This window comes from Pseudomonas agronomica, assembly GCF_025917275.1.
Lineage (GTDB): Bacteria > Pseudomonadota > Gammaproteobacteria > Pseudomonadales > Pseudomonadaceae > Aquipseudomonas > Aquipseudomonas agronomica.
Map to the genome: position 1 here is coordinate 1 of NZ_JAOSHO010000044.1, position 20,303 is coordinate 20,303.

22 protein-coding genes are annotated in these 20,303 nt (G+C 61.3%); all 22 read right to left on the bottom strand.

The window, feature by feature from the left end; all coding sequences use genetic code 11:
* Nucleotides 1–24: 24 nt before the first annotated feature.
* The gene (locus tag OC610_RS06025; RefSeq protein ID WP_030141059.1) at nt 25–420 is read right to left on the bottom strand and encodes a DUF2802 domain-containing protein; all 396 of its coding nucleotides are present in this window, start codon (nt 418–420) and stop codon (nt 25–27) included.
* Nucleotide 421: 1 nt separating this feature from the next.
* Complete coding sequence (locus OC610_RS06030) at nt 422–907, bottom strand: chemotaxis protein CheW (protein WP_003183968.1); 486 nt, start codon at nt 905–907, stop codon at nt 422–424.
* A gap of 72 nt (nt 908–979) precedes the next feature.
* A complete protein-coding gene (locus OC610_RS06035; protein ID WP_264427010.1) occupies nt 980–1,852 on the bottom strand; it encodes a CheW domain-containing protein in 873 nt (290 codons plus the stop codon).
* Nucleotides 1,853–2,064: 212 nt separating this feature from the next.
* A complete protein-coding gene (locus tag OC610_RS06040; protein ID WP_030141062.1) occupies nt 2,065–2,856 on the bottom strand; it encodes a ParA family protein in 792 nt (263 codons plus the stop codon).
* 49 nt (nt 2,857–2,905) lie between these two features.
* Complete coding sequence (gene motD / locus OC610_RS06045) at nt 2,906–3,790, bottom strand: flagellar motor protein MotD (RefSeq protein ID WP_264427011.1); 885 nt, start codon at nt 3,788–3,790, stop codon at nt 2,906–2,908.
* Between the two features lie 4 nt (nt 3,791–3,794).
* Nucleotides 3,795–4,535, bottom strand: coding sequence for a flagellar motor protein (locus OC610_RS06050; RefSeq protein ID WP_264427012.1), 741 nt, complete (start codon nt 4,533–4,535; stop codon nt 3,795–3,797).
* Nucleotides 4,535–5,662: a protein-glutamate methylesterase/protein-glutamine glutaminase gene (locus tag OC610_RS06055; protein WP_264427013.1), complete on the bottom strand. Its 1,128-nt coding sequence runs from the start codon at nt 5,660–5,662 to the stop codon at nt 4,535–4,537. The genes OC610_RS06050 and OC610_RS06055 overlap by 1 nt, the downstream gene beginning before the upstream one ends.
* A 48-nt stretch (nt 5,663–5,710) precedes the next feature.
* A complete protein-coding gene (locus OC610_RS06060; RefSeq protein WP_264427014.1) occupies nt 5,711–7,981 on the bottom strand; it encodes a chemotaxis protein CheA in 2,271 nt (756 codons plus the stop codon).
* A 29-nt stretch (nt 7,982–8,010) separates the two neighbouring features.
* Nucleotides 8,011–8,796, bottom strand: a complete 786-nt coding sequence (locus OC610_RS06065) for a protein phosphatase CheZ (RefSeq protein ID WP_264427015.1) — start codon at nt 8,794–8,796, stop codon at nt 8,011–8,013.
* An 18-nt stretch (nt 8,797–8,814) separates the two neighbouring features.
* Complete coding sequence (locus OC610_RS06070) at nt 8,815–9,186, bottom strand: chemotaxis response regulator CheY (RefSeq protein ID WP_003183998.1); 372 nt, start codon at nt 9,184–9,186, stop codon at nt 8,815–8,817.
* A gap of 167 nt (nt 9,187–9,353) precedes the next feature.
* Nucleotides 9,354–10,097, bottom strand: a complete 744-nt coding sequence (fliA, locus tag OC610_RS06075; protein ID WP_264427016.1) for an RNA polymerase sigma factor FliA — start codon at nt 10,095–10,097, stop codon at nt 9,354–9,356.
* Nucleotides 10,094–10,924 (bottom strand): flagellar synthesis regulator FleN, encoded by an 831-nt coding sequence (gene fleN, locus OC610_RS06080; protein WP_003184001.1) that lies wholly within the window; start codon nt 10,922–10,924, stop codon nt 10,094–10,096. Before fleN ends, fliA begins: the two co-directional genes overlap by 4 nt.
* A 116-nt stretch (nt 10,925–11,040) precedes the next feature.
* The gene (gene flhF, locus OC610_RS06085; RefSeq protein WP_181287414.1) at nt 11,041–12,390 is read right to left on the bottom strand and encodes a flagellar biosynthesis protein FlhF; all 1,350 of its coding nucleotides are present in this window, start codon (nt 12,388–12,390) and stop codon (nt 11,041–11,043) included.
* An 11-nt stretch (nt 12,391–12,401) separates the two neighbouring features.
* Nucleotides 12,402–14,531 (bottom strand): flagellar biosynthesis protein FlhA, encoded by a 2,130-nt coding sequence (gene flhA, locus OC610_RS06090; protein WP_249873808.1) that lies wholly within the window; start codon nt 14,529–14,531, stop codon nt 12,402–12,404.
* 234 nt (nt 14,532–14,765) lie between these two features.
* Nucleotides 14,766–15,902, bottom strand: coding sequence for a flagellar biosynthesis protein FlhB (flhB, locus tag OC610_RS06095; protein ID WP_181287416.1), 1,137 nt, complete (start codon nt 15,900–15,902; stop codon nt 14,766–14,768).
* Between the two features lie 3 nt (nt 15,903–15,905).
* Entirely contained in the window at nt 15,906–16,688 is a 783-nt protein-coding gene (fliR, locus tag OC610_RS06100) for a flagellar biosynthetic protein FliR (protein ID WP_181287417.1), read from the bottom strand.
* Between the two features lie 4 nt (nt 16,689–16,692).
* On the bottom strand, nt 16,693–16,962 hold the full coding sequence (fliQ, locus tag OC610_RS06105; protein ID WP_003199113.1) for a flagellar biosynthesis protein FliQ: 270 nt from the start codon (nt 16,960–16,962) through the stop codon (nt 16,693–16,695).
* A 23-nt stretch (nt 16,963–16,985) separates the two neighbouring features.
* Nucleotides 16,986–17,735, bottom strand: a complete 750-nt coding sequence (fliP, locus tag OC610_RS06110) for a flagellar type III secretion system pore protein FliP (protein ID WP_264427017.1) — start codon at nt 17,733–17,735, stop codon at nt 16,986–16,988.
* Nucleotides 17,735–18,172, bottom strand: a complete 438-nt coding sequence (gene fliO / locus OC610_RS06115; RefSeq protein WP_264427018.1) for a flagellar biosynthetic protein FliO — start codon at nt 18,170–18,172, stop codon at nt 17,735–17,737. Before fliO ends, fliP begins: the two co-directional genes overlap by 1 nt.
* Nucleotides 18,173–18,631, bottom strand: a complete 459-nt coding sequence (gene fliN, locus OC610_RS06120; protein ID WP_030141075.1) for a flagellar motor switch protein FliN — start codon at nt 18,629–18,631, stop codon at nt 18,173–18,175. It abuts the gene before it with no gap.
* A gap of 59 nt (nt 18,632–18,690) precedes the next feature.
* A complete protein-coding gene (fliM, locus tag OC610_RS06125; protein ID WP_030141076.1) occupies nt 18,691–19,659 on the bottom strand; it encodes a flagellar motor switch protein FliM in 969 nt (322 codons plus the stop codon).
* Between the two features lie 10 nt (nt 19,660–19,669).
* On the bottom strand, nt 19,670–20,173 hold the full coding sequence (gene fliL / locus OC610_RS06130) for a flagellar basal body-associated protein FliL (protein ID WP_181287421.1): 504 nt from the start codon (nt 20,171–20,173) through the stop codon (nt 19,670–19,672).
* Nucleotides 20,174–20,303: the final 130 nt, after the last annotated feature.

Genomic DNA, 20,303 nt, shown 5'->3' on the forward strand with positions numbered 1-20,303 from the left:
TTGGCCTAGGGCGATAGATAGATATCAGCCGCCCTTGTGCAATTTGCTCATCAACTCCGCCTCGGCCTGGGTCAGGCCGCACGCCTGGGTCAGTTCGTCGATGCTGGCGCCCATGCCGACCAGTCGGGCGGCTTGGGCGAAGGACAGGCTGGAGGGGTCGCGCTGTTCCAACTGTGCCAGTTTGTCCGGCAACGGCGCGACCACGGCACGCAGCTCATGGAGCGCTTCGCCCATGCGCACGGTGCCGTTCTGATAGTCGTCGACACGCTTGGCCAGGTCCTTGATGCGCTGGTCGCGCAGCGCATCACCCTGGGCCTGCTGAGCGGCGATATCCCGCTGGCCACGTATGTAGGACAAAAACATCGCCAGCGTGCCTGCCCAGAAAAGGAACAGGACAATGACTGCTACCTCAAGAATCAAATCAGATACTCTCCAGTTCCGACCACTCTTCTTCGCTCATCATTTTTTCCAGTTCGACCAGGATCAGCAACTCGTTGTTCTTGTTGCAGACACCCTGGATGAACTTCGCCGATTCTTCGTTACCGACGTTAGGCGCGGTTTCGATTTCCGACTGACGCAAGTAAACCACTTCGGCCACGCTGTCGACCAGGATACCGACCACTTGCTTGTCGGCCTCGATGATCACGATACGGGTGTTGTCGTTGACCTCGGTGGAGCTCAGGCCGAAACGCTGGCGGGTGTCGATGACGGTCACGACGTTACCGCGCAGGTTGATGATGCCCAGCACATAGCTTGGCGCACCCGGAACCGGGGCGATCTCGGTGTAGCGCAGCACTTCCTGCACACGCATCACGTTGATGCCGTAGGTTTCGTTATCGAGCTTGAACGTCACCCATTGCAAGATCGGATCTTCGGAACCCTTGAGAGACGACGCCTTATCATTCATACCCTGACCCCTCGAAAAACCGCCTGTGGCGGTGTGTGTTCTGTCCGGCGGCGCCCTGCGCCGCCGGTTGTCTTATTTCGGTTTCCGGACCGGCTTGCCGCCGTCCAGGTGTTTTGCCCCGCCGCTGGCGATCAGTTCCGCCAGTTCGGACACGTCCAGCAAGGCGCACATATGTTCAATTACCGTACCGGCCAGCCATGGCCGTTGCCCTCGATGGCTGCGCCATTTGATCTCGTTCGGGTCCAGGCGCAGCGAACGGCTGACCTGATGCACCGCCAATCCCCATTCGTAACCCTGCACCGAAATCACGTACTGCAGGCCCTGGCGAAAATCATCGCGATAACGGTCCGGCATGACCCAGCGTGCGGTATCCAGCACCTTCAGGTTGCCGGCCTGGCTCGGCAGGATTCCGAGGAACCACTCCGGCTGGCCAAACAACGGCGTCAATTCCTGGCCGGCCAGTGAGTAGATCGATCCCAGGCAGACCAGCGGCACTGCCAGCGTCAATCCAGCCACATCAAACAACAGACACTCAAACGGCTCGGCGGCCCATGCCGGACGGTCATCGACCTGCACCGGCGGCGGTGTGTTGCTCGGCGGCATGTGGATTTCCACCACCGGCGTCACCAGGCCCTGTAGCAACGGCGCGACGGTGGAGACCGGCGCCAGGATCGGTGCGGGGGCCTCCATCACTGCCACCTGAGGCCTGACGGACGGTGTTTCAACCGGTGCAACTACCACCGATGCCTGCGCGTCACGGGCCTGCTCTTCGAGCACGGCTGCCTGAAACTCATCCAGCACGACCTCGGCCTCGACGGGCTCGGGCAACGCCTCTACTACGCTCGGCTGCGCTGGTAACTCTTCAGTCGCTTCCTGCAAGAGCCCGTCCAGATAGGACTGCAAGGCCATTTGCGGACGCGAGGTTGTCTTGATCGGGCGGTTCATTGGAACTGTGCGCCACTTGAAAAGGTTATCGGCATGAATGCCATGAGACTTGAGCTCGCAAAACTGTCAGGCATCCAAGTAGGAGCTGCCGAAGGCTGCGATCCTTTGATCTTGATCTTCGGGATATCCACGCTCCCTGAAAGATCGCAGGCTGCGCCAGCTCCTACAACGCCAGCGCCGACAACACCTGCTCCCACATACAGAGATTTCAATCAGGCCACCTGCTGCGGAACGAGCTGCTGGGCCAACAGATGCTTGAGCAGCGCGCGATAGGCCAGTACACCGCGGCTTTTGCCATCGAACTGCGACGGCGTCACACCGGCACGGCTGGCGTCTCGCAGGCGGGTGTCGACCGGGATGTAGCCTTGCCAGATGTCATCCGGGTACATGTCGCGCAACACCCGCAGGGTACCGAGGGACGCCTGGGTGCGACGGTCGAACAAGGTCGGCACGATATTGAACGCCAATGATTGCTTGCGGGAACGGTTGACCATCGCCAGGGTGTTGACCATGCGCTCCAGCCCTTTCACCGCGAGGTGTTCGGTCTGCACCGGGATCACCAACTGCTGGCTGGCCGCCAAGGCGTTGACCATCAGCAGGCCCAGCAATGGCGGGCTGTCGATGATCGCGTAATCGAAATCCTGCCACAGCTGCGCCAGACTCTTGGCGATCACCAGGCCCAGGCCGCTCTGGCCCGGCGACTGGCGCTCCAGGGTGGCCAGGGCCGTGCTCGACGGCAACAGGGAAATCCGCTCATCACTGGTCGACAGCAGCAATTGCCCCGGCAAGCCCTCGGGCACGGTGCCCTTGTGCAGGAACAGGTCGTAGTTGCTGTGCTCCAGGCTGTCGGGATCGTAGCCGAAATAACTGGTCATCGAGCCGTGGGGATCCAGATCGACGATGACCACGCGCTTGCCCGCCTCGGCCAGCAACCCGGCTAAAGCGATGGAGGATGTGGTTTTGCCCACACCACCTTTTTGATTGGCGACTGCCCAGACTCTCATTCGGATCGTTCCTCCCGGTCGAGACGGACTCGACCGAGAAATAGCTCGGTTATAAAGCCGGTGACGGAGAATTGACGGCGTTCTGTCTTCCCGGCGACTTGACCGGGGTCGGTGCAGTTTGTGTGCCAGCCCGCTTCAATGCCGCATCCGGTTTTGCATTGGCCGTGCCGGTGCCGGTCAGGCTGCGACGCACATCGAGGTTGCGCGAGACCACCAGCACCACCCGCCGGTTGCGCGCGCGCCCTTCGACGGTGGCATTGTTGGCCACCGGCTGGAACTCGCCGTAGCCCACCGACGCCAGGCGACCGGGGTTGACGCCCTGCATGGCGAGCATGCGCACGATGCTCGCCGAACGGGCCGAAGACAGTTCCCAGTTGGTCGGGTACTGCGCGGTGCGGATCGGCTGGTCATCGGTGAACCCTTCGACGTGGATCGGGTTGTCGAACGGTTTCAGGATCGCCGCGACCTTATCGATGATGTTGAACGCCATGTCGCTGGGCATTGCGTCGCCGCTGCCGAACAGCAGGCTGGAATTGAGTTCGATCTCGACCCACAACTCGTTGCCACGCACGGTCATCTGGTTCGAACTGATCAAGTCGCCGAACGCGGCGCTGATGTCGTCGGCAATGCTCTTCAACGGATCGCTGCTACCGGCAATGCCGGCGTCGACCTGTTCGGCATCCTTGACCAGGGGCTTGGCGGGGGTCACCGTCTTGGGACGCTCCTCGCCAATCGGAATGGGCTTGAGGGCACGATCGGAATCGGTAAAGACGCCGATCAACGCTTCGGAAATGACCTTGTACTTGCCTTCGTTGACCGAAGAGATCGAATACATGACCACGAAAAAGGCGAACAGCAGCGTGATGAAGTCGGCGTAGGAAACGAGCCAGCGTTCATGGTTGACGTGTTCTTCGTGATGTCTGCGACGTGCCATGGCCTTAATCCATGAAGCCCTGGAGCTTCAACTCGATGGAACGCGGGTTTTCACCTTCGGCGATCGACAGGATCCCTTCCAGCAACATTTCGCGATAGCGCGACTGGCGCAGCGCGATGGACTTGAGCTTGGCCGCGATCGGCAGCAACACCAGGTTGGCACTCGCCACGCCATAGATGGTGGCGACGAAGGCCACGGCGATGCCGCTGCCCAGTTGCGAGGGATCGGCCAGGTTGCCCATCACGTGGATCAGGCCCATGACCGCGCCAATGATGCCGATGGTCGGCGCGTAGCCGCCCATGCTCTCGAACACTTTCGCCGCTTCGATGTCGCGGGCTTCCTGGGTGTAGAAATCCACTTCCAGGATGCTGCGGATCGCTTCGGGTTCGGCGCCATCCACCAGCAATTGCAAGCCCTTGCGCGAGTAGCTGTCCGGTTCGGCATCGGCCACCCCTTCCAGCCCCAGCAGGCCTTCCTTGCGCGCCGTCAGGCTCCAATTCACCACGCGGTCGATGCCGCCGGCCAGGTCGACGCGAGGCGGAAACAGGATCCAGGCCAGGGTCTGCATGGCCCGCTTGAACGCACTCATGGGCGACTGCAACAGCGCGGCGCCGATGGTGCCACCGAGCACGATCAATGCGGCCGGGCCGTTGGCCAGCGCACCAAGGTGACCGCCTTCCAGATAGTTGCCACCAATGATGGCGACAAACGCCATGATGATGCCGATCAGGCTGAGCACATCCATTACAGACACGCCTCGACCAGATGTTTACCCATATCGTCCAGGCTGTAGACCGCATCGGCGAGGTCGGCCTTGACGATCGCCATGGGCATGCCGTAGATCACGCAACTGGCTTCATCCTGGGCCCAGATCGCACTGCCGCCCTGCTTGAGCAGGCGCGCGCCCTCACGACCGTCGGCGCCCATGCCGGTGAGCACCACCGCCAGAACTTTGTCACCGTAGGATTTCGCCGCGGAACCGAAGGTGATATCCACGCAAGGCTTGTAGTTCAAGCGTTCGTCGCCTGGCAGGATTTTCACCGCGCCACGACCGTCGATCATCATCTGCTTGCCACCCGGCGCCAGCAGCGCCAGGCCTGGCCGCAGGATGTCGCCATCCTCGGCTTCCTTGACGCTGATGCGGCAGAGTTTGTCCAGGCGCTCGGCGAATGCCTTGGTGAACGCGGCGGGCATGTGCTGGATCAACACGATCGGTGCCGGGAAGTTGGCCGGCAATTGGGTCAGGACCCGTTGCAGTGCCACCGGGCCACCGGTAGACGTGCCGATGGCGACCAGTTTGTAGGCCTTGCGCTTGGGCGCTGGCGACGACGGGCTGGCTGGCGCCGGGCGAGCGGGTGCCGGTGCCGGAGCGCTGCGAACCGGTGCCGGGTTGAAACTGTTCGACGCAGAAGGCGCAGGCGCTGGCGCAGCAGTCGGCGCGGGCGCCGGTGCGCTGTAGGCGCTGGCGCGGCGGTTGCTGCGGGAAATGCTGTGGACCTTTTCACACAGCAACTGGCGGACCTTGTCCGGGTTGCGCGAAATGTCTTCGAAGTTCTTTGGCAGGAAGTCCACCGCCCCGGCGTCCAGCGCATCGAGGGTGACCCGAGCGCCTTCATGGGTCAGGGAGGAGAACATCAAGACCGGGGTTGGGCAGCGCTGCATGATATGCCGCACCGCCGTGATGCCATCCATCATCGGCATCTCGTAGTCCATGGTGATCACGTCCGGCTTGAGCGCCAGGGCCTGATCGATCGCCTCTTTGCCGTTGGTCGCCGTACCGACGACCTGAATGCTCGTGTCCGCCGAAAGAATTTCCGAGACGCGGCGGCGGAAAAACCCCGAATCGTCCACCACCAGGACTTTAACTACCATAAACACTCCGTTAGACGAGGCGCGGCGTCGAGCCACGCCCCTCCAGAATCAAATACGCCGTGCGGCGTAGCGCTTGAGCATGCTTGGCACATCGAGAATCAACGCGATGCGGCCGTCGCCGGTGATGGTGGCGCCGGACATGCCCGGGGTGCCCTGGAGCATCTTGCCTAATGGCTTGATGACCACTTCTTCCTGGCCCACCAACTGGTCGACGACGAAGCCGATCCGCTGGGTGCCCACCGAAAGGATCACCACATGGCCCTCGCCTTGCTCGACATGGGCGGCAGAGCTGACCAGCCAACGCTTGAGGTAGAACAGCGGCAATGCCTTGTCCCGCACGATGACCACTTCCTGGCCGTCGACCACATTGGTGCGCGACAGGTCGAGGTGGAAAATTTCGTTGACGTTGACCAGTGGGAAGGCGAACGCCTGGTTGCCCAGCATCACCATCAGGGTTGGCATGATCGCCAGGGTCAACGGGACCTTGATGACGATCTTCGAGCCCTGGCCCTTGGTCGAGTAAATGTTGATCGAGCCGTTGAGCTGGGAAATCTTGGTTTTCACCACGTCCATGCCCACGCCACGACCGGATACGTCGGAGATCTCGGTCTTGGTCGAGAAGCCCGGGGCGAAGATCAGGTTGTAGCACTCGGTGTCGCTCAGGCGATCGGCCGCATCCTTGTCCATCACGCCGCGCTTCACGGCGATCGCTCGGAGGACGTTCGGGTCCATGCCCTTGCCGTCGTCGGAGATCGACAGCAGGATGTGGTCGCCTTCCTGCTCGGCGGCCAGGATCACCTTGCCGCTGCGAACCTTGCCCGACGCTTCGCGCTCTTCCGGCGACTCGATGCCATGGTCGACCGCGTTGCGCACCAAGTGGACCAGCGGGTCGGCCAGGGCCTCGACAAGGTTCTTGTCGAGGTCGGTCTCTTCACCCACCAGTTCCAGGTTGATTTCTTTCTTGAGCTGGCGAGCCAGGTCGCGAACCAGGCGCGGGAAGCGCCCGAAGACTTTCTTGATCGGCTGCATCCGGGTCTTCATGACCGCGGTCTGCAGGTCGGCCGTGACCACGTCGAGGTTCGACACGGCCTTGGACATGGCTTCGTCCTGGCTGTTGAGGCCCAGGCGCACCAGGCGGTTACGCACCAGCACCAGTTCGCCGACCATGTTCATGATCTCGTCCAGGCGGGCGGTGTCGACCCGAACCGTGGTCTCGGCTTCGCTGGCCGGTTTTTCCGCAGGCGGTGCCGCCGGAGCACGGGCTGGCGCCGGGGCGGCGGCAGCGGCCGGTTTGGGCGTCTCGGCCTTTGGTTCCGGCGCCTTCGCGGCCGGTTTTGGCGCAGCCTTGGCGGCGGGTGCGACAGTCGCGGCGGCGGTGGTTGCAGCGGCTGGCGCGGCGGAAGCCTTGCCGACTTCGCTGAACTTGCCCTTGCCATGCAGCTCGTCGAGCAGCGATTCGAATTCGTGGTCGCTGATCAGGTCACTGCCGGCTGCCGCGGCCGCTGGCTTGGCCGGGCTCGGCGCGGAGGCAATGGCCGAATCCAGCGCATCGACGGCAAAGTTGCCCTTGCCATGCAACTGGTCGAGCAAGGCTTCGAATTCGTCATCGGTAATGTCGGAGTTATCCCCTGCTGCCTTTGGCGCAGCCGGGGCGGCCGGCGCTGCGACCGCATCGGCGGCGAACTGGCCTTTGCCGTGCAACTGGTCAAGCAGCGACTCGAACTCGTCGTCGGTGATTTCGTCGCTGGCAGCGGCATCGGCGGCTGGCGTAGCAGGAGTGGCAGGTGCGGCTGGAGCCTCGGCTTCGGCCTTGACGGCGTTCAGCGAGTCCAGCAGCGATTCGAATTCATGATCGGTGATATCGCCCGATTCCTCGGCGACCGGTTCTTCCACCACCGGCTCGGCCACCGCTGCGGCTTCGTCAGCCGACTGCGGCTCGGCCAGGCGCGACAGCGCGGCGAGCAGCTCGGGTGTGGCCGGGGTGATCGGCGAGCGCTCGCGCACTTCGCTGAACATGCTGTTGACCGCATCCAGCGCTTCGAGCACCACGTCCATCAGTTCCGAGTCGACGCGACGCTCACCCTTGCGCAGGATGTCGAACACGTTCTCGGCAATGTGGCAGCACTCCACCAGCTCGTTGAGCTGGAGGAAGCCGGCGCCTCCTTTTACAGTGTGGAAACCGCGAAAAATTGCATTGAGCAGATCCGCATCATCAGGTCGGCTTTCCAGCTCGACCAGCTGTTCGGACAGTTGCTCTAGAATCTCGCCGGCCTCAACCAGGAAATCCTGAAGGATCTCTTCATCGGCGCCGAAGCTCATTAATGGCTGCTCCTAAAATAGGGCTAAAACTAGAATCCAAGGCTGGACAGCAAATCGTCCACATCGTCCTGACCGGACACAACGTCTTCTCTTTTATCGGCATGAATCTGCGGACCTTCACCCTGAGAGAGATGTTTTTGTGGATCTTTTTCAGCAAGCATCGCTTCACGGTCGTGTTCGATGCCGGCAAAGCGGTCAACCTGGCTAGCCATCAACACCAGCTTGAGCAGATTGCTTTCCACTTCGGTGACCAGTTGGGTCACGCGCTTGATTACCTGACCGGTGAGGTCCTGGTAATCCTGGGCCAACAGAATGTCGTTGAGGTTGCTTGCCACGGCGCGGTTCTCGGCGCTGCTGCGCGTCAGGAAACCGTCGACCCGACGGGCCAGCTCGCGAAATTCCTCGGCGCCGACTTCGCGACGCATGAACCGTCCCCAATCGATGCTCAACGCCTGGGCTTCCTCGCTCAGGCCGTTGACCAGGGGCGTTGCGCTTTCCACCAGGTCCATGGTGCGGTTGGCCGCGGCTTCGGTCAGCTTGACCACATAGCCCAGGCGTTCGGTCGCGTCGGTAATCTGCGAGACTTCCTCGGCCTGCGGCATGTTCGGATCGATCTGGAAATTGACGATCGCGCTGTGCAGTTCACGGGTGAGCTTGCCGACTTCCTGGTACAGACCACGATCGCGGGTCTGGTTGAGCTCATGAATCATTTGAACCGCATCGCCGAAGCGGCCCTTTTCAAGGCTGTCGACCAGTTCGCGGGCATGTTTTTTCAGGGTCGATTCGAAATCGCCCATTGAAGATTCGTTGTCCATAGCTCCCCCGTGGCGCCGTTAACCGATGCGTTCGAAGATTTTTTCGATCTTCTCTTTCAACGCCTGGGCCGTGAAGGGTTTGACCACATAGCCGTTTACACCGGCCTGGGCCGCTTCGATGATCTGCTCGCGCTTGGCTTCGGCAGTCACCATCAGCACGGGGAGATGCTTGAGTTTTTCGTCGGCGCGCACATGGCGCAGCAAGTCGATACCGGTCATGCCAGGCATGTTCCAGTCAGTCACCAGAAAGTCGATGCTCCCGCTGTTGAGAACCGGAATGGCAGTGGTGCCATCGTCGGCCTCGACCGTGTTGGTGAACCCAAGGTCACGCAACAGGTTTTTTATGATCCGCCGCATCGTTGAGAAGTCATCAACGATGAGGATTTTCATGTTCTTGTCCAATTCGACCTCCAAGCAGTCTTAAACGCGCCCAGCACCTGAACGCGCCATTTCAATCAATCCGGCACAACACTCGACAACGGTCTGGAGCACAACGGATGGAGACTGGCGCGGCACTTGCCATGCCTGCCCCGCTCGCAACATCTCCGCACCGCCTGTCAGCGTGCTCGCCACTCCCCCAAACGCCCCCGCAAACGGGCCGCGCACTGGCTGTGTAACTGGCTGACCCGCGATTCGCTGACCCCCAGGACCTCACCGATTTCCTTGAGGTTCAGCTCTTCGTCGTAGTACAGCGCCAAGACCAGTCGCTCACGCTCCGGCAAATTGGCAATCGCATCCGCCAACGCACTCTGGAAGCGTTCATCTTCCAGGTCGCGCGATGGCTCCATGTGAGCACTTGCGCCATCCTCATGCAGCCCTTCGTGTTCGCCGTCCTGCAACAGGTCGTCGAAACTGAACAGGCGGCTGCCCAAGGTATCGTTCAAAATCCCGTAATAATCGTCGAGACTCAATTGGAGTTCGGCCGCAACCTCATGATCTTTAGCGTCACGCCCGGTTTTCGCTTCAATCGCGCGAATCGCGTCGCTGACCATGCGGGTATTGCGGTGCACCGAACGCGGCGCCCAATCGCCCTTGCGGACTTCATCGAGCATGGCGCCGCGAATGCGGATACCGGCATACGTCTCGAAACTCGCGCCTTTGCTGGCGTCGTATTTGTTCGCCACTTCCAGCAGGCCAATCATGCCCGCCTGGATCAGGTCTTCGACCTGGACACTGGCCGGCAAGCGTGCCAGCAAGTGATAGGCGATGCGCTTGACCAATGGCGCGTAACGCTCGATCAATTCGTACTGGGCGTCCCGTGCCGATTTTTTGTAGAGATGGTTGTAACCGCTGGCTGTCATAACACGGGCCCTGCTGTTTGTTGCACAAGACGCTCGACGAAAAACTCCAGATGCCCGCGTGGGTTGGCGGGCAGTGGCCAGGTATCGACCTTCTGGGCGATCGCCTTGAACGCCAGCGCGCATTTGGAACGTGGAAAGGCTTCATATACGGCACGTTGCTTCTGGACCGCCTTGCGTACGCTTTCGTCGTAAGGCACTGCGCCGACGTATTGTAGGGCGACGTCCAGGAAGCGATCCGTGACCTTTGTCAACTTGGCGAACAGGTTGCGCCCTTCCTGCGGGCTCTGGGCCATGTTGGCCAGGACGCGGAACCGGTTCATGCCATAGTCGCGGTTAAGCAGTTTGATCAGGGCGTAGGCGTCGGTGATGGACGTCGGCTCGTCGCAGACCACCAGCAGGACTTCCTGCGCGGCGCGGACAAAACTGACCACCGAGTCACCGATGCCGGCAGCCGTGTCGATCACCAGCACATCGAGGTTGTCGCCGATGTCGCTGAAAGCCTGGATCAGACCGGCGTGCTGTGCCGGGGTCAGGTGCACCATGCTCTGGGTGCCGGAAGCGGCCGGCACGATGCGAATCCCGCCGGGCCCCTGCAGGAGCACGTCGCGCAGTTCGCAGCGACCTTCGATCACGTCCGCCAGGGTGCGCTTGGGTGTCAGCCCCAGCAGCACGTCGACGTTCGCCAGGCCCAGGTCGGCGTCCAGCAACATGACCCGTCGGCCTAGCTCTGCCAGGGCCAGGGACAAGTTCACTGACACGTTAGTCTTCCCGACGCCACCTTTGCCGCCGGTCACCGCGATCACCTGTACGGGATGCATGCTGCCCATGTTCGTTCTTTACCTTGTCTTACTTAGACGGAGGCCACATTACTGGCTGCGCGTTCACATACGGAACAATGCATGGCAGACCATCGATGTAGGTACAAAAAATATTCATGAATACCTCAGCCAACCTGCTTGGTCGGGCTGTGGTAGATATCAGCGAACATGTCAGCCATGGCTTCTTCGCTGGGTTCTTCCTGCATTTGCACACTCACGGCACGACTGACCAGTTGGTGACGGCGCGGCAGATGCAAATCATCCGGGATCCGCGGCCCGTCGGTCAGGTAGGCCACCGGTAGTTCATGACCGATCGCCAGGCTCAACACCTCGCCCAGGCTTGCCGTTTCGTCCAGCTTAGTCAGGATGCAGCCGGCCAGCCCGCAGCGTTTGTAGCTGTGGTATGCGGCGGTTAGAACCTGTTTCTGGCTGGTGGTTGCCAACACGAGATAATTTTTTGACTTGATGCCACGTCCGGCCAGGCTTTCCAGTTGCATGCGCAGGGCCGGATCGCTGGCTTGCAGGCCAGCGGTGTCGATCAGCACGACGCGCTTGCGCATCAACGGTTCCAGCGCCTGGGCCAATGATTGGCCCGGATCCACATGGGTCACCGACACATTGAGGATCCGACCCAGGGTCTTGAGTTGCTCCTGGGCGCCGATACGGAAACTGTCCATGCTCACCAGGGCGATACTCTGGGCGCCGTACTTGAGGACATAACGGGCCGCGAGCTTGGCCAGGGTGGTGGTCTTGCCCATGCCGGCCGGGCCGACCATGGCAATCACTCCGCCTTCTTCCAGTGGCTCGACTTCCGGTGTGGCGATCATCCGCGCCAGGTGCGCCAGCAGCATGCGCCAGGCCTGGCGAGGCTCGTCGATGCCGTTGATCAGCGCCAGCAGGTCACGCGCCAACGGGCCGGACAGGCCAATGCGTTGCAGGCGACGCCACAGGTTGGCCTGGGCTGGACGGCTGCCTTGCAGTTGGTTCCAGGCCAGCGAACCGAGCTGGACTTCCATCAGTTCGCGCAGACTGTTGAGTTCAAAACGCATCGAGTCGAGGGCGCGCGGGTCGACACCCCGGGCAGGCGCGGCGGGTGCCGGCTCCGGGCGACGCGGCTCGGCCGGCGTGGCTTCGACCAACGGTTCGGCGGCGGTCAGCGGCAGGCCTGCGGTCAGTGGCTGGCCCGCAAACAATTGACGATTGGTGCCAGCGCTCGCCGCGCCTTCGCTGCTGCGCAGGCTCAATTCGGCCTGGGCGCTGGCAATGCGCGACTGGGTCTTGCGCAGCTCATCCTCGAGTTCCATGTTCGGAACGCGCGGGGCCAGCGCCGACAATTTGTAATCCAGCGCAGCCGTCAGCTCGACACCGCCAGCGATCCGGCGATTGCCAATGATGGCAGCTTCAGCGCCCAGCTCGTCACGTACCAGCTTCATGGCCTGACGCATATCGGCGGCGAAAAAACGCTTCACTTGCATAAACCACTACCTCAGCCGTTGGGCCCTACTGTCGCAACGATGGTCACTTGCTTGTTGTCCGGTATTTCCTGGTACGCCAGCACATGCAGCCCCGGGACCGCGAGGCGCCCGAATCGCGAGAGCATCGCGCGAATCGGACCGGCCACCAGCAGGATCACCGGCTGGCCTTGCATCTCTTGCCGCTGGGCTGCGTCGATCAACGAACGTTGCAGCTTCTCGGCCATGCTTGGCTCCAGCAGGACACCCTCTTCCGAGCCTTGTCCTGCCTTCTGAAGACTATTGAGCAATATCTGTTCCAACCTTGGTTCCAGAGTGATCACAGGCAGCTCAGACTCAGTGCCTACAATGCTTTGGACGATTGCACGGGATACGCCGACCCGCACCGCAGCCACCAAGGCGGCGGTATCTTGACTCTTCGAAGCGTTGTTGGCGATCGCCTCGGCGATGCTGCGAATGTCGCGCACCGGCACTTGTTCAGCCAACAGCGCCTGCAGCACTTTGAGCAACTGCGACAGCGAAACCACGCCTGGCACCAGTTCTTCAGCCAGCTTCGGCGAGCCTTTGGCCAGTACTTGCAGCAATTGCTGGACTTCTTCGTGGCCGATCAGCTCGCTGGAGTGCTTGTAGAGAATCTGGTTCAAGTGAGTCGCAACCACCGTGCTGGCGTCTACCACGGTATAGCCGAGGGACTGGGCCTGGGCGCGCTGGCTGATTTCGATCCACACCGCTTCCAGGCCGAAAGCCGGATCCTTGGCGGTAATACCGTTGAGCGAACCGTAGACCTGACCTGGGTTGATCGCCAGCTCGCGGTCCGGGTAGATCTCGGCTTCGGCCAGGATCACGCCCATGAGCGTCAGGCGATAGGCGCTCGGCGCCAGATCGAGGTTGTCACGGATGTGCACGGTCGGCATCAGGAAGCCCAGGTCCTGGGACAGCTTCTTGCGCACGCCCTTGATCCGCGCCAGCAATTGACCACCCTGGTTGCGGTCGACCAATGGAATCAGGCGGTAGCCGACTTCCAGGCCGATCATGTCGATCGGCGTCACGTCGTCCCAGCCCAGCTCCTTGGTTTCCATGGCGCGAGCCGGTGATGGCAGCAGTTCCTGCTGGCGCTTGACCTCTTCCAGCGCCTGGACCTTCTGCACGTTCTGCTTCTTCCAGAACAGGTAAGCGCCGCCCGCCGCAAGGGCCGCCATGGTCAAGAAAGAAATATGCGGCATGCCCGGCACGATGCCCATCACCGCCATCAGGCCGGCGGCAACCGCCAAGGCCTTCGGCGAAGCGAACATCTGCCGGCCGATCTGCTTGCCCATGTCTTCGGAGCCCGAAGCGCGGGTCACCATGATGGCGGCGGCTGTGGATAACAACAGTGATGGCAATTGCGCCACCAAACCGTCACCGATGGTCAGCAAGGCGTAGACCTTGCCGGCGTCACCGAAGGACATGCCGTGCTGGAAGATACCGACGGCCATGCCGCCGATCAGGTTGATGAACAGAATCAGCAGGCCGGCGATGGCGTCGCCGCGCACGAATTTGCTGGCACCGTCCATGGAACCGTAGAATTCGGCTTCCTGGGCGACTTCCAGACGGCGCAGCTTGGCCTGGCCCTGGTCGATGAGGCCGGCGTTGAGGTCGGCGTCGATCGCCATCTGCTTGCCGGGCATCGCGTCGAGGGTGAAACGCGCGCTCACTTCGGAAATCCGCCCGGCGCCCTTGGTCACCACGACGAAGTTGATGATCATCAAGATGGCGAAGACCACGATACCGACCACGTAGTTGCCGCCGATCACCACTTCGCCGAAGGCCTGGATCACCTTACCGGCGGCGGCGTGGCCGTCCTGGCCGTGGAGCATGACCACGCGGGTGGACGCGACGTTCAGCGCCAGGCGCAACAGTGTCGCCACCAGCAGGATGGTCGGGAAGACCGCGAAATCCAGCGGCCGCAGGGCGTACACGCAGACCAGCAGGACGACGATGGACAAGGCGATGTTGAACGTGAAGAACACGTCCAGCAGGAACGGCGGCACCGGCAGCATCATCATGGCGAGCATGACCAGCAGCAACAGCGGCACGCCCAGATTACCCCGGCTGAGGTCTACGACGTTGCTGCGCGCGGTGCTGAGTAACTGAGAGCGATCCACCAATATTCCCCGTTCCTGTGAAGCAAACTTTTGACGCCCGAGAGGGGCGCAGGCGGGGTATTGCAAGAAGCTTTCCAACTTTTGCGCAAGACTTGAATAGAGCGACTTGGCGCACATCCAACCTGTGGGAGCGAGCCTGCTCGCGAATGCGGTTTGTCAGCCAACCCTTCTATCGACTGGGTAACCGCATTCGCGAGCAGGCTCGCTCCCACATTGGGTTTGCGTCTGTCGGAATCAGGAATCGCGGCGCAAATCCGGCGGGATCGGCAGGTCCTTGAGCGGTTCGGGGCGCTTGCCCTTGCCGGCGCGGTGCTGGCGGATCTGGTAGACGTACGCCAGGACCTGGGCCACGGCCAGGTACAGGCCTCCCGGGATTTCCTGGTCGAGCTCGGTGGAGTAGTAGATCGACCGCGCCAATGCCGGGGATTCAAGCAGCATCACTTCGTTGGCGACGGCGATCTCGCGGATCTTCAACGCCAGGAAATCGCTGCCCTTGGCCAGCAGGACCGGTGCGTTGCCTTTGTCGGGGTCGTACTTGAGCGCGACGGCGTAGTGGGTCGGGTTGGTGATAACCACGTCCGCGTCGGGAATGGCCGCCATCATCCGGCGCTGGGAAACCTCGCGCTGCAACTGGCGGATCCGCTGCTTGACCTCCGGCTTGCCCTCCGAGTCCTTGTGCTCGTCGCGCACTTCCTGCTTGGTCATCATCAACTTCTGCTTGCTCTGGTAGAGCTGGATCGGCACGTCGATGGCAGCGATCAGAATCAGCCCGCACGCCATCCACAAGGTGCTCCAGCCCACCAGCTGCACGCTGTGGATAATGGCTTGTTCCAGCGGCTCATGGGCAATGCGCAGCACATCATCGATGTCGGCCTGCAATACCGTCAGCGCAACGGACAGCACCAGGAGGAATTTCCCGAACGCCTTCAGCAACTCCATTAATGCCGACGTTGAAAACATTCGCTTGATGCCGGCCGCCGGGTTCATCCGACTGAATTTAGGGGCCAGGCTACCGGCAGCAAACAACCATCCGCCCAGGGAGATCGGACCGATGAACGCCGCCAACAGCAAAAACACAAGAATCGGCTGAATCGAAACGATCGCGATCTTGCCCGAATGCAGCAAGTATTGCGTCATCGCGCCGGGGGTCAGCAACACGTCTCGTGGCAGGGAGAAATTCAGCCGCATGATTTCCAACAGATCCAACGCCAGCCCGCCACCGTATATCAGCAAGCCACCGGCGCCAGCCAACATGATCGCCAGGGTGTTGAGCTCCTTGGAACGGGCGATCTCGCCCTTTTCCCTGGATTCCCTTTTGCGTTTCTCCGTGGGGTCTTCTGTCTTGTCCTGACCGCTTTCGCTCTCGGCCATGGTTCAGCGCGCCTGTGCCATGTCGCGTAACAACTGCAAGGCCTGGGTGGCCAGCGGCTGGTACTGGTTGAGGATGTCCCCGAGGCTGACCCAGAAAATCACCATGCCCAACACCAGGGTCAGCGGGAAGCCAATGGAGAAGATGTTCAACTGCGGAGCCGCCCGGGTCATCACGCCGAAGGCGATGTTGACCACCAGCAACGCGGTGATCGCCGGCAACACCAGCACCATGGCCGCGCCGAGGACCCAACCGAGCTTGCCGGCGATTTCCCAGAAATGATTGACCAGCATCGCACTGCCCACGGGCAATGTGGTGAAGCTCTCGGTCAACACCTCGAAGACCACCAGGTGCCCGTTCATGGCGAGAAAGAGCAAGGTCACCAGCATCGTCAGGAATTGCCCGATGACGGCGGTGTTCACACCGTTGGTGGGGTCGACCATCGAGGCGAACGCCATGCCCATCTGAATCGAAATGATTTGCCCGGCGACCACGAACGCCTGGAAAAACAACTGCAGCGAAAAGCCCAGCAAGGCGCCGATGAGGATCTGCTCGGCGACCAGCATCAGCGCACTGAGGTCCAGCGCAGTGACCGGTGGCATCGGCGGCAGCCCGGGCGCAATCACGACGGTGATCGCCAGGGCGAAATACAGGCGCACGCGGCGCGGCACCAAGGTCGTGCCGAAGACCGGCATGCTCATCAGCACCGCGGTGACGCGAAACAACGGCAGGACAAACGAAGCCACCCAGCTACTGATCTGGGTGTCCGTCAGCGCGAGCATCGACATCGGGTCAGCCGATCAACTGGGGAATACTGCCGTACAACTGCAGGATGTATTCCATGAAGGTTTGCACCAGCCAGGGGCCGGCGACGATCAGCGTTACCAGCATCACCAGCAGGCGCGGCAGGAAACTCAGGGTCTGTTCGTTGATCTGCGTGGCGGCCTGGAACATCGCCACCAACAAGCCCACCAGCAGGCTCGGGATCACCAGGATGGCAACCATCGTGGTGGTCAGCCAGAGGGCTTCGCGGAACAGGTCTACCGCAACTTCAGGCGTCATATCGTGTTATCCGCAAAAGTGGTCTAGACACCGCCGAAACTGCCCGCCAGGGTGCCGATGATCAACGCCCAGCCGTCCACCAGCACAAACAACATGATCTTGAACGGCAGGGAAATGATCAGCGGCGACAGCATCATCATGCCCATCGCCATGAGGATACTGGCGACCACCAGGTCGATGATCAGGAACGGGATGAAAATCATGAAACCGATCTGGAACGCGGTCTTCAACTCAGAGGTCACGAACGCTGGCACCAGGATAGTCAATGGTGCCTGGTCGGGGCTGGCGATGTCGGTGCGCTTGGACAGGCGCATGAACAGGTCCAGGTCGCTGCTGCGGGTCTGGGCGAGCATGAAATCCTTGATCGGCACCTCGGCCTTGGCCACGGCGTCCTGGGCACTGAGTTTTTCCGCCAGGTAGGGTTGCAGGGCGTCCTGGTTCACCCGATCGAATACCGGCGCCATGATGAACATGGTCAGGAACAGCGCCATGCCGGTGAGGATCTGGTTCGACGGCGTCTGTTGCAGCCCCAGCGCCTGGCGCAGGATCGAAAAGACGATGATGATCCGAGTGAAACTGGTCATCAGCATGACGAACGCCGGGATAAAACTCAGCGCGGTCATGATCAGCAGGATCTGCAGGCTGACCGAGTATTCCTGCGCCCCTTGGGCATTGGTGCCCAGGGTAATCGCCGGGATCGACAGCGGATCGGCGGCAAACGCCAACGGCGCGGCCAGCATCAGGCCCAACGCCAACAGAATGCGCAACGGCATTACTTCTTATCCTTTTGATCTTTACCCAGCAGCTCCATGAGCCGCTGGGCAAATTCGGGGGTGGCCTGCTCTGCGGAAGGCACCTGGACCGGTTCCTTGAGGACGTGCAACGCGGTGATCGTGCCGGGGCTCAGCCCCAGCAGGATCTGCTCGTTGCCCACCTGCACCAGCACTAGCCGATCCCGCGGGCCCAGCGCCCGGGAACTGATGATGTCGATGACCTGGCCTTTGCCGGCGGGCCCCGCCTGTTGCACGCGCCGCAGCATCCACGCCAGGAAGAAAATCACCCCGAGCACCAGCAGCAGGCCCAGCACCAGTTGCGCCAATTGCCCGGCCATGCCGCTGCCACTGGCCGGCGCAACGGCCGCGTTGGCCACCGGCTCGGCGGCCAGCACACTGAACGGCAGCATCAAGGCTGCGGCGAAAAAGCCTTTCATTCAGCGCAGCTTCTTGATGCGTTCGCTCGGGCTGATCACGTCCGTCAGGCGAATGCCGAACTTCTCGTTGACCACCACCACTTCGCCGTGGGCGATCAAGGTGCCGTTTACCAGTACGTCCAGCGGTTCGCCGGCCAGGCGATCGAGTTCGATGACCGAGCCCTGGTTGAGTTGCAGCAGGTTGCGGATGTTGATGTCGGTGCTGCCCACTTCCATGGAAATCGACACCGGGATGTCAAGGATCACGTCCAGGTTCGGCCCGTCGAGCGTCACTTGCTCGTTGCTTTTTGGCACGCTGCCAAACTCTTCCATCTGCAGGCGATTGGACGCGTGGGCGCCGGTATCGGCTGCCAACAATGCATCGATATCAGCCTGCCCGGCGTCGCCGGTTTCTTCCAGGGCCGCAGCCCATTCGTCGGCCAGCGCCTGGTCATCCTGGGTATTCATATCGTCAGCCATCATGTTTCCTCGGCGGGCAAAAATCGGTTAAAAACGAAAACTTAAGAAGTTGACACCGCTCAGCGGCGTTCGATCGGCTCGATCACCTGCAACGCCAGGTTGCCTTTGTGAGAGCCCATCTTGACCTTGAAGGCCGGCACGCCATTGGCGCGCATGATCATGTCTTCCGGCATCTCGACAGGAATGATGTCCCCCGGCTGCATGTGCAGGATGTCCCGCAGGCGCAGCTGGCGCCGGGCGACCGTCGCGCCGATCGGCACGTCGACATCCAGCACGTCCTGGCGCAAGGCGTTGATCCAACGCTCGTCCTGGTCGTCGAGGTCCGACTGGAAACCGGCGTCGAGCATCTCGCGCACCGGCTCGATCATCGAATACGGCATGGTCACGTGCAGGTCGCCGCCGCCACCGTCGAGTTCGATGTGGAAGGTCGAGACGACAATGGCTTCGCTCGGGCCAACGATGTTGGCCATGGCCGGGTTCACTTCAGAGTTGATGTACTCGAAGTTCACTTCCATGATCGCCTGCCAGGCTTCCTTCAAATCGACGAAGGCCTGTTCCAGCACCATGCGCACGACACGCAACTCCGTCGGGGTGAATTCGCGACCTTCGATCTTGGCGTGACGGCCGTCGCCACCAAAGAAGTTATCCACCAGCTTGAACACCAGCTTGGCGTCGAGAATGAACAGCGCCGTACCGCGCAGCGGCTTGATCTTCACCAGGTTGAGGCTGGTGGGCACGTACAGCGAGTGCACGTATTCGCCGAACTTCATCACCTGCACGCCACCCACAGCCACGTCGGCCGAGCGGCGCAGCATGTTGAACATGCTGATACGGGTGTAGCGGGCGAAACGCTCGTTGATCATTTCCAGGGTCGGCATGCGTCCGCGAACGATGCGGTCCTGGCTGGTCAGGTCGTAGCTTTTGACGCTGCCCGGGTCAGCAGCGTTTTCGGTTTGCACCAGGCCGTCGTCGACACCGTGCAACAGCGCGTCGATTTCGTCCTGGGACAACAAGTCCTGCACGGCCATGTCGTGTTTCCTACTGCAATACGAAGTTAGTGAAGAGCAACTGTTCGATCACCACTTTGCCAAGCTCTTTCTGGGCCACTTCCTGCACGCTGGCCGTGGCTTTCTGACGCAGCATTTCCTGGCCCACCGGAGTGGCCAGGGTGTCGAAACTCTGTCCGGAAAACAGCATCACCAGGTTATTGCGGATCAACGGCATGTGCACCCGCAATGCTTCCAGGTCCGCCTGGTTGCGACCCTGCAAAGTAATGCTGACCTGCATGTAGCGTTGACGACCGTTCACGGTGTAGTTGGCCACGAAGGCCGGGGCCATGGGCTCGAAAATCGCAGGCTGCTTGCCTACCGGAGCGGCTTCTGCAGCGGGTGCCGGCTTGCTTTGGGCGCTGTGCATGAAATACCAGGTCGCCCCCACGGAAACACCCACCGCCAACAGCAAGCCCACCACGATCAGGATGATCATCTTGAGTTTGCCTTTGGTTGCAGGGTCTTTTACAGCTGCTGCTTCACTCTTCGCCATGCCAATAATCCGTCACTAATCGGGGAGTTCACTGTTGCATGGCTAGGCAGGAGCAAGTGTTATGCCAGAAGAGACGTCGATACAATTTCGAGGACAACCTTAACCATTGTGGGAGCGAGCTTGCTCGCGA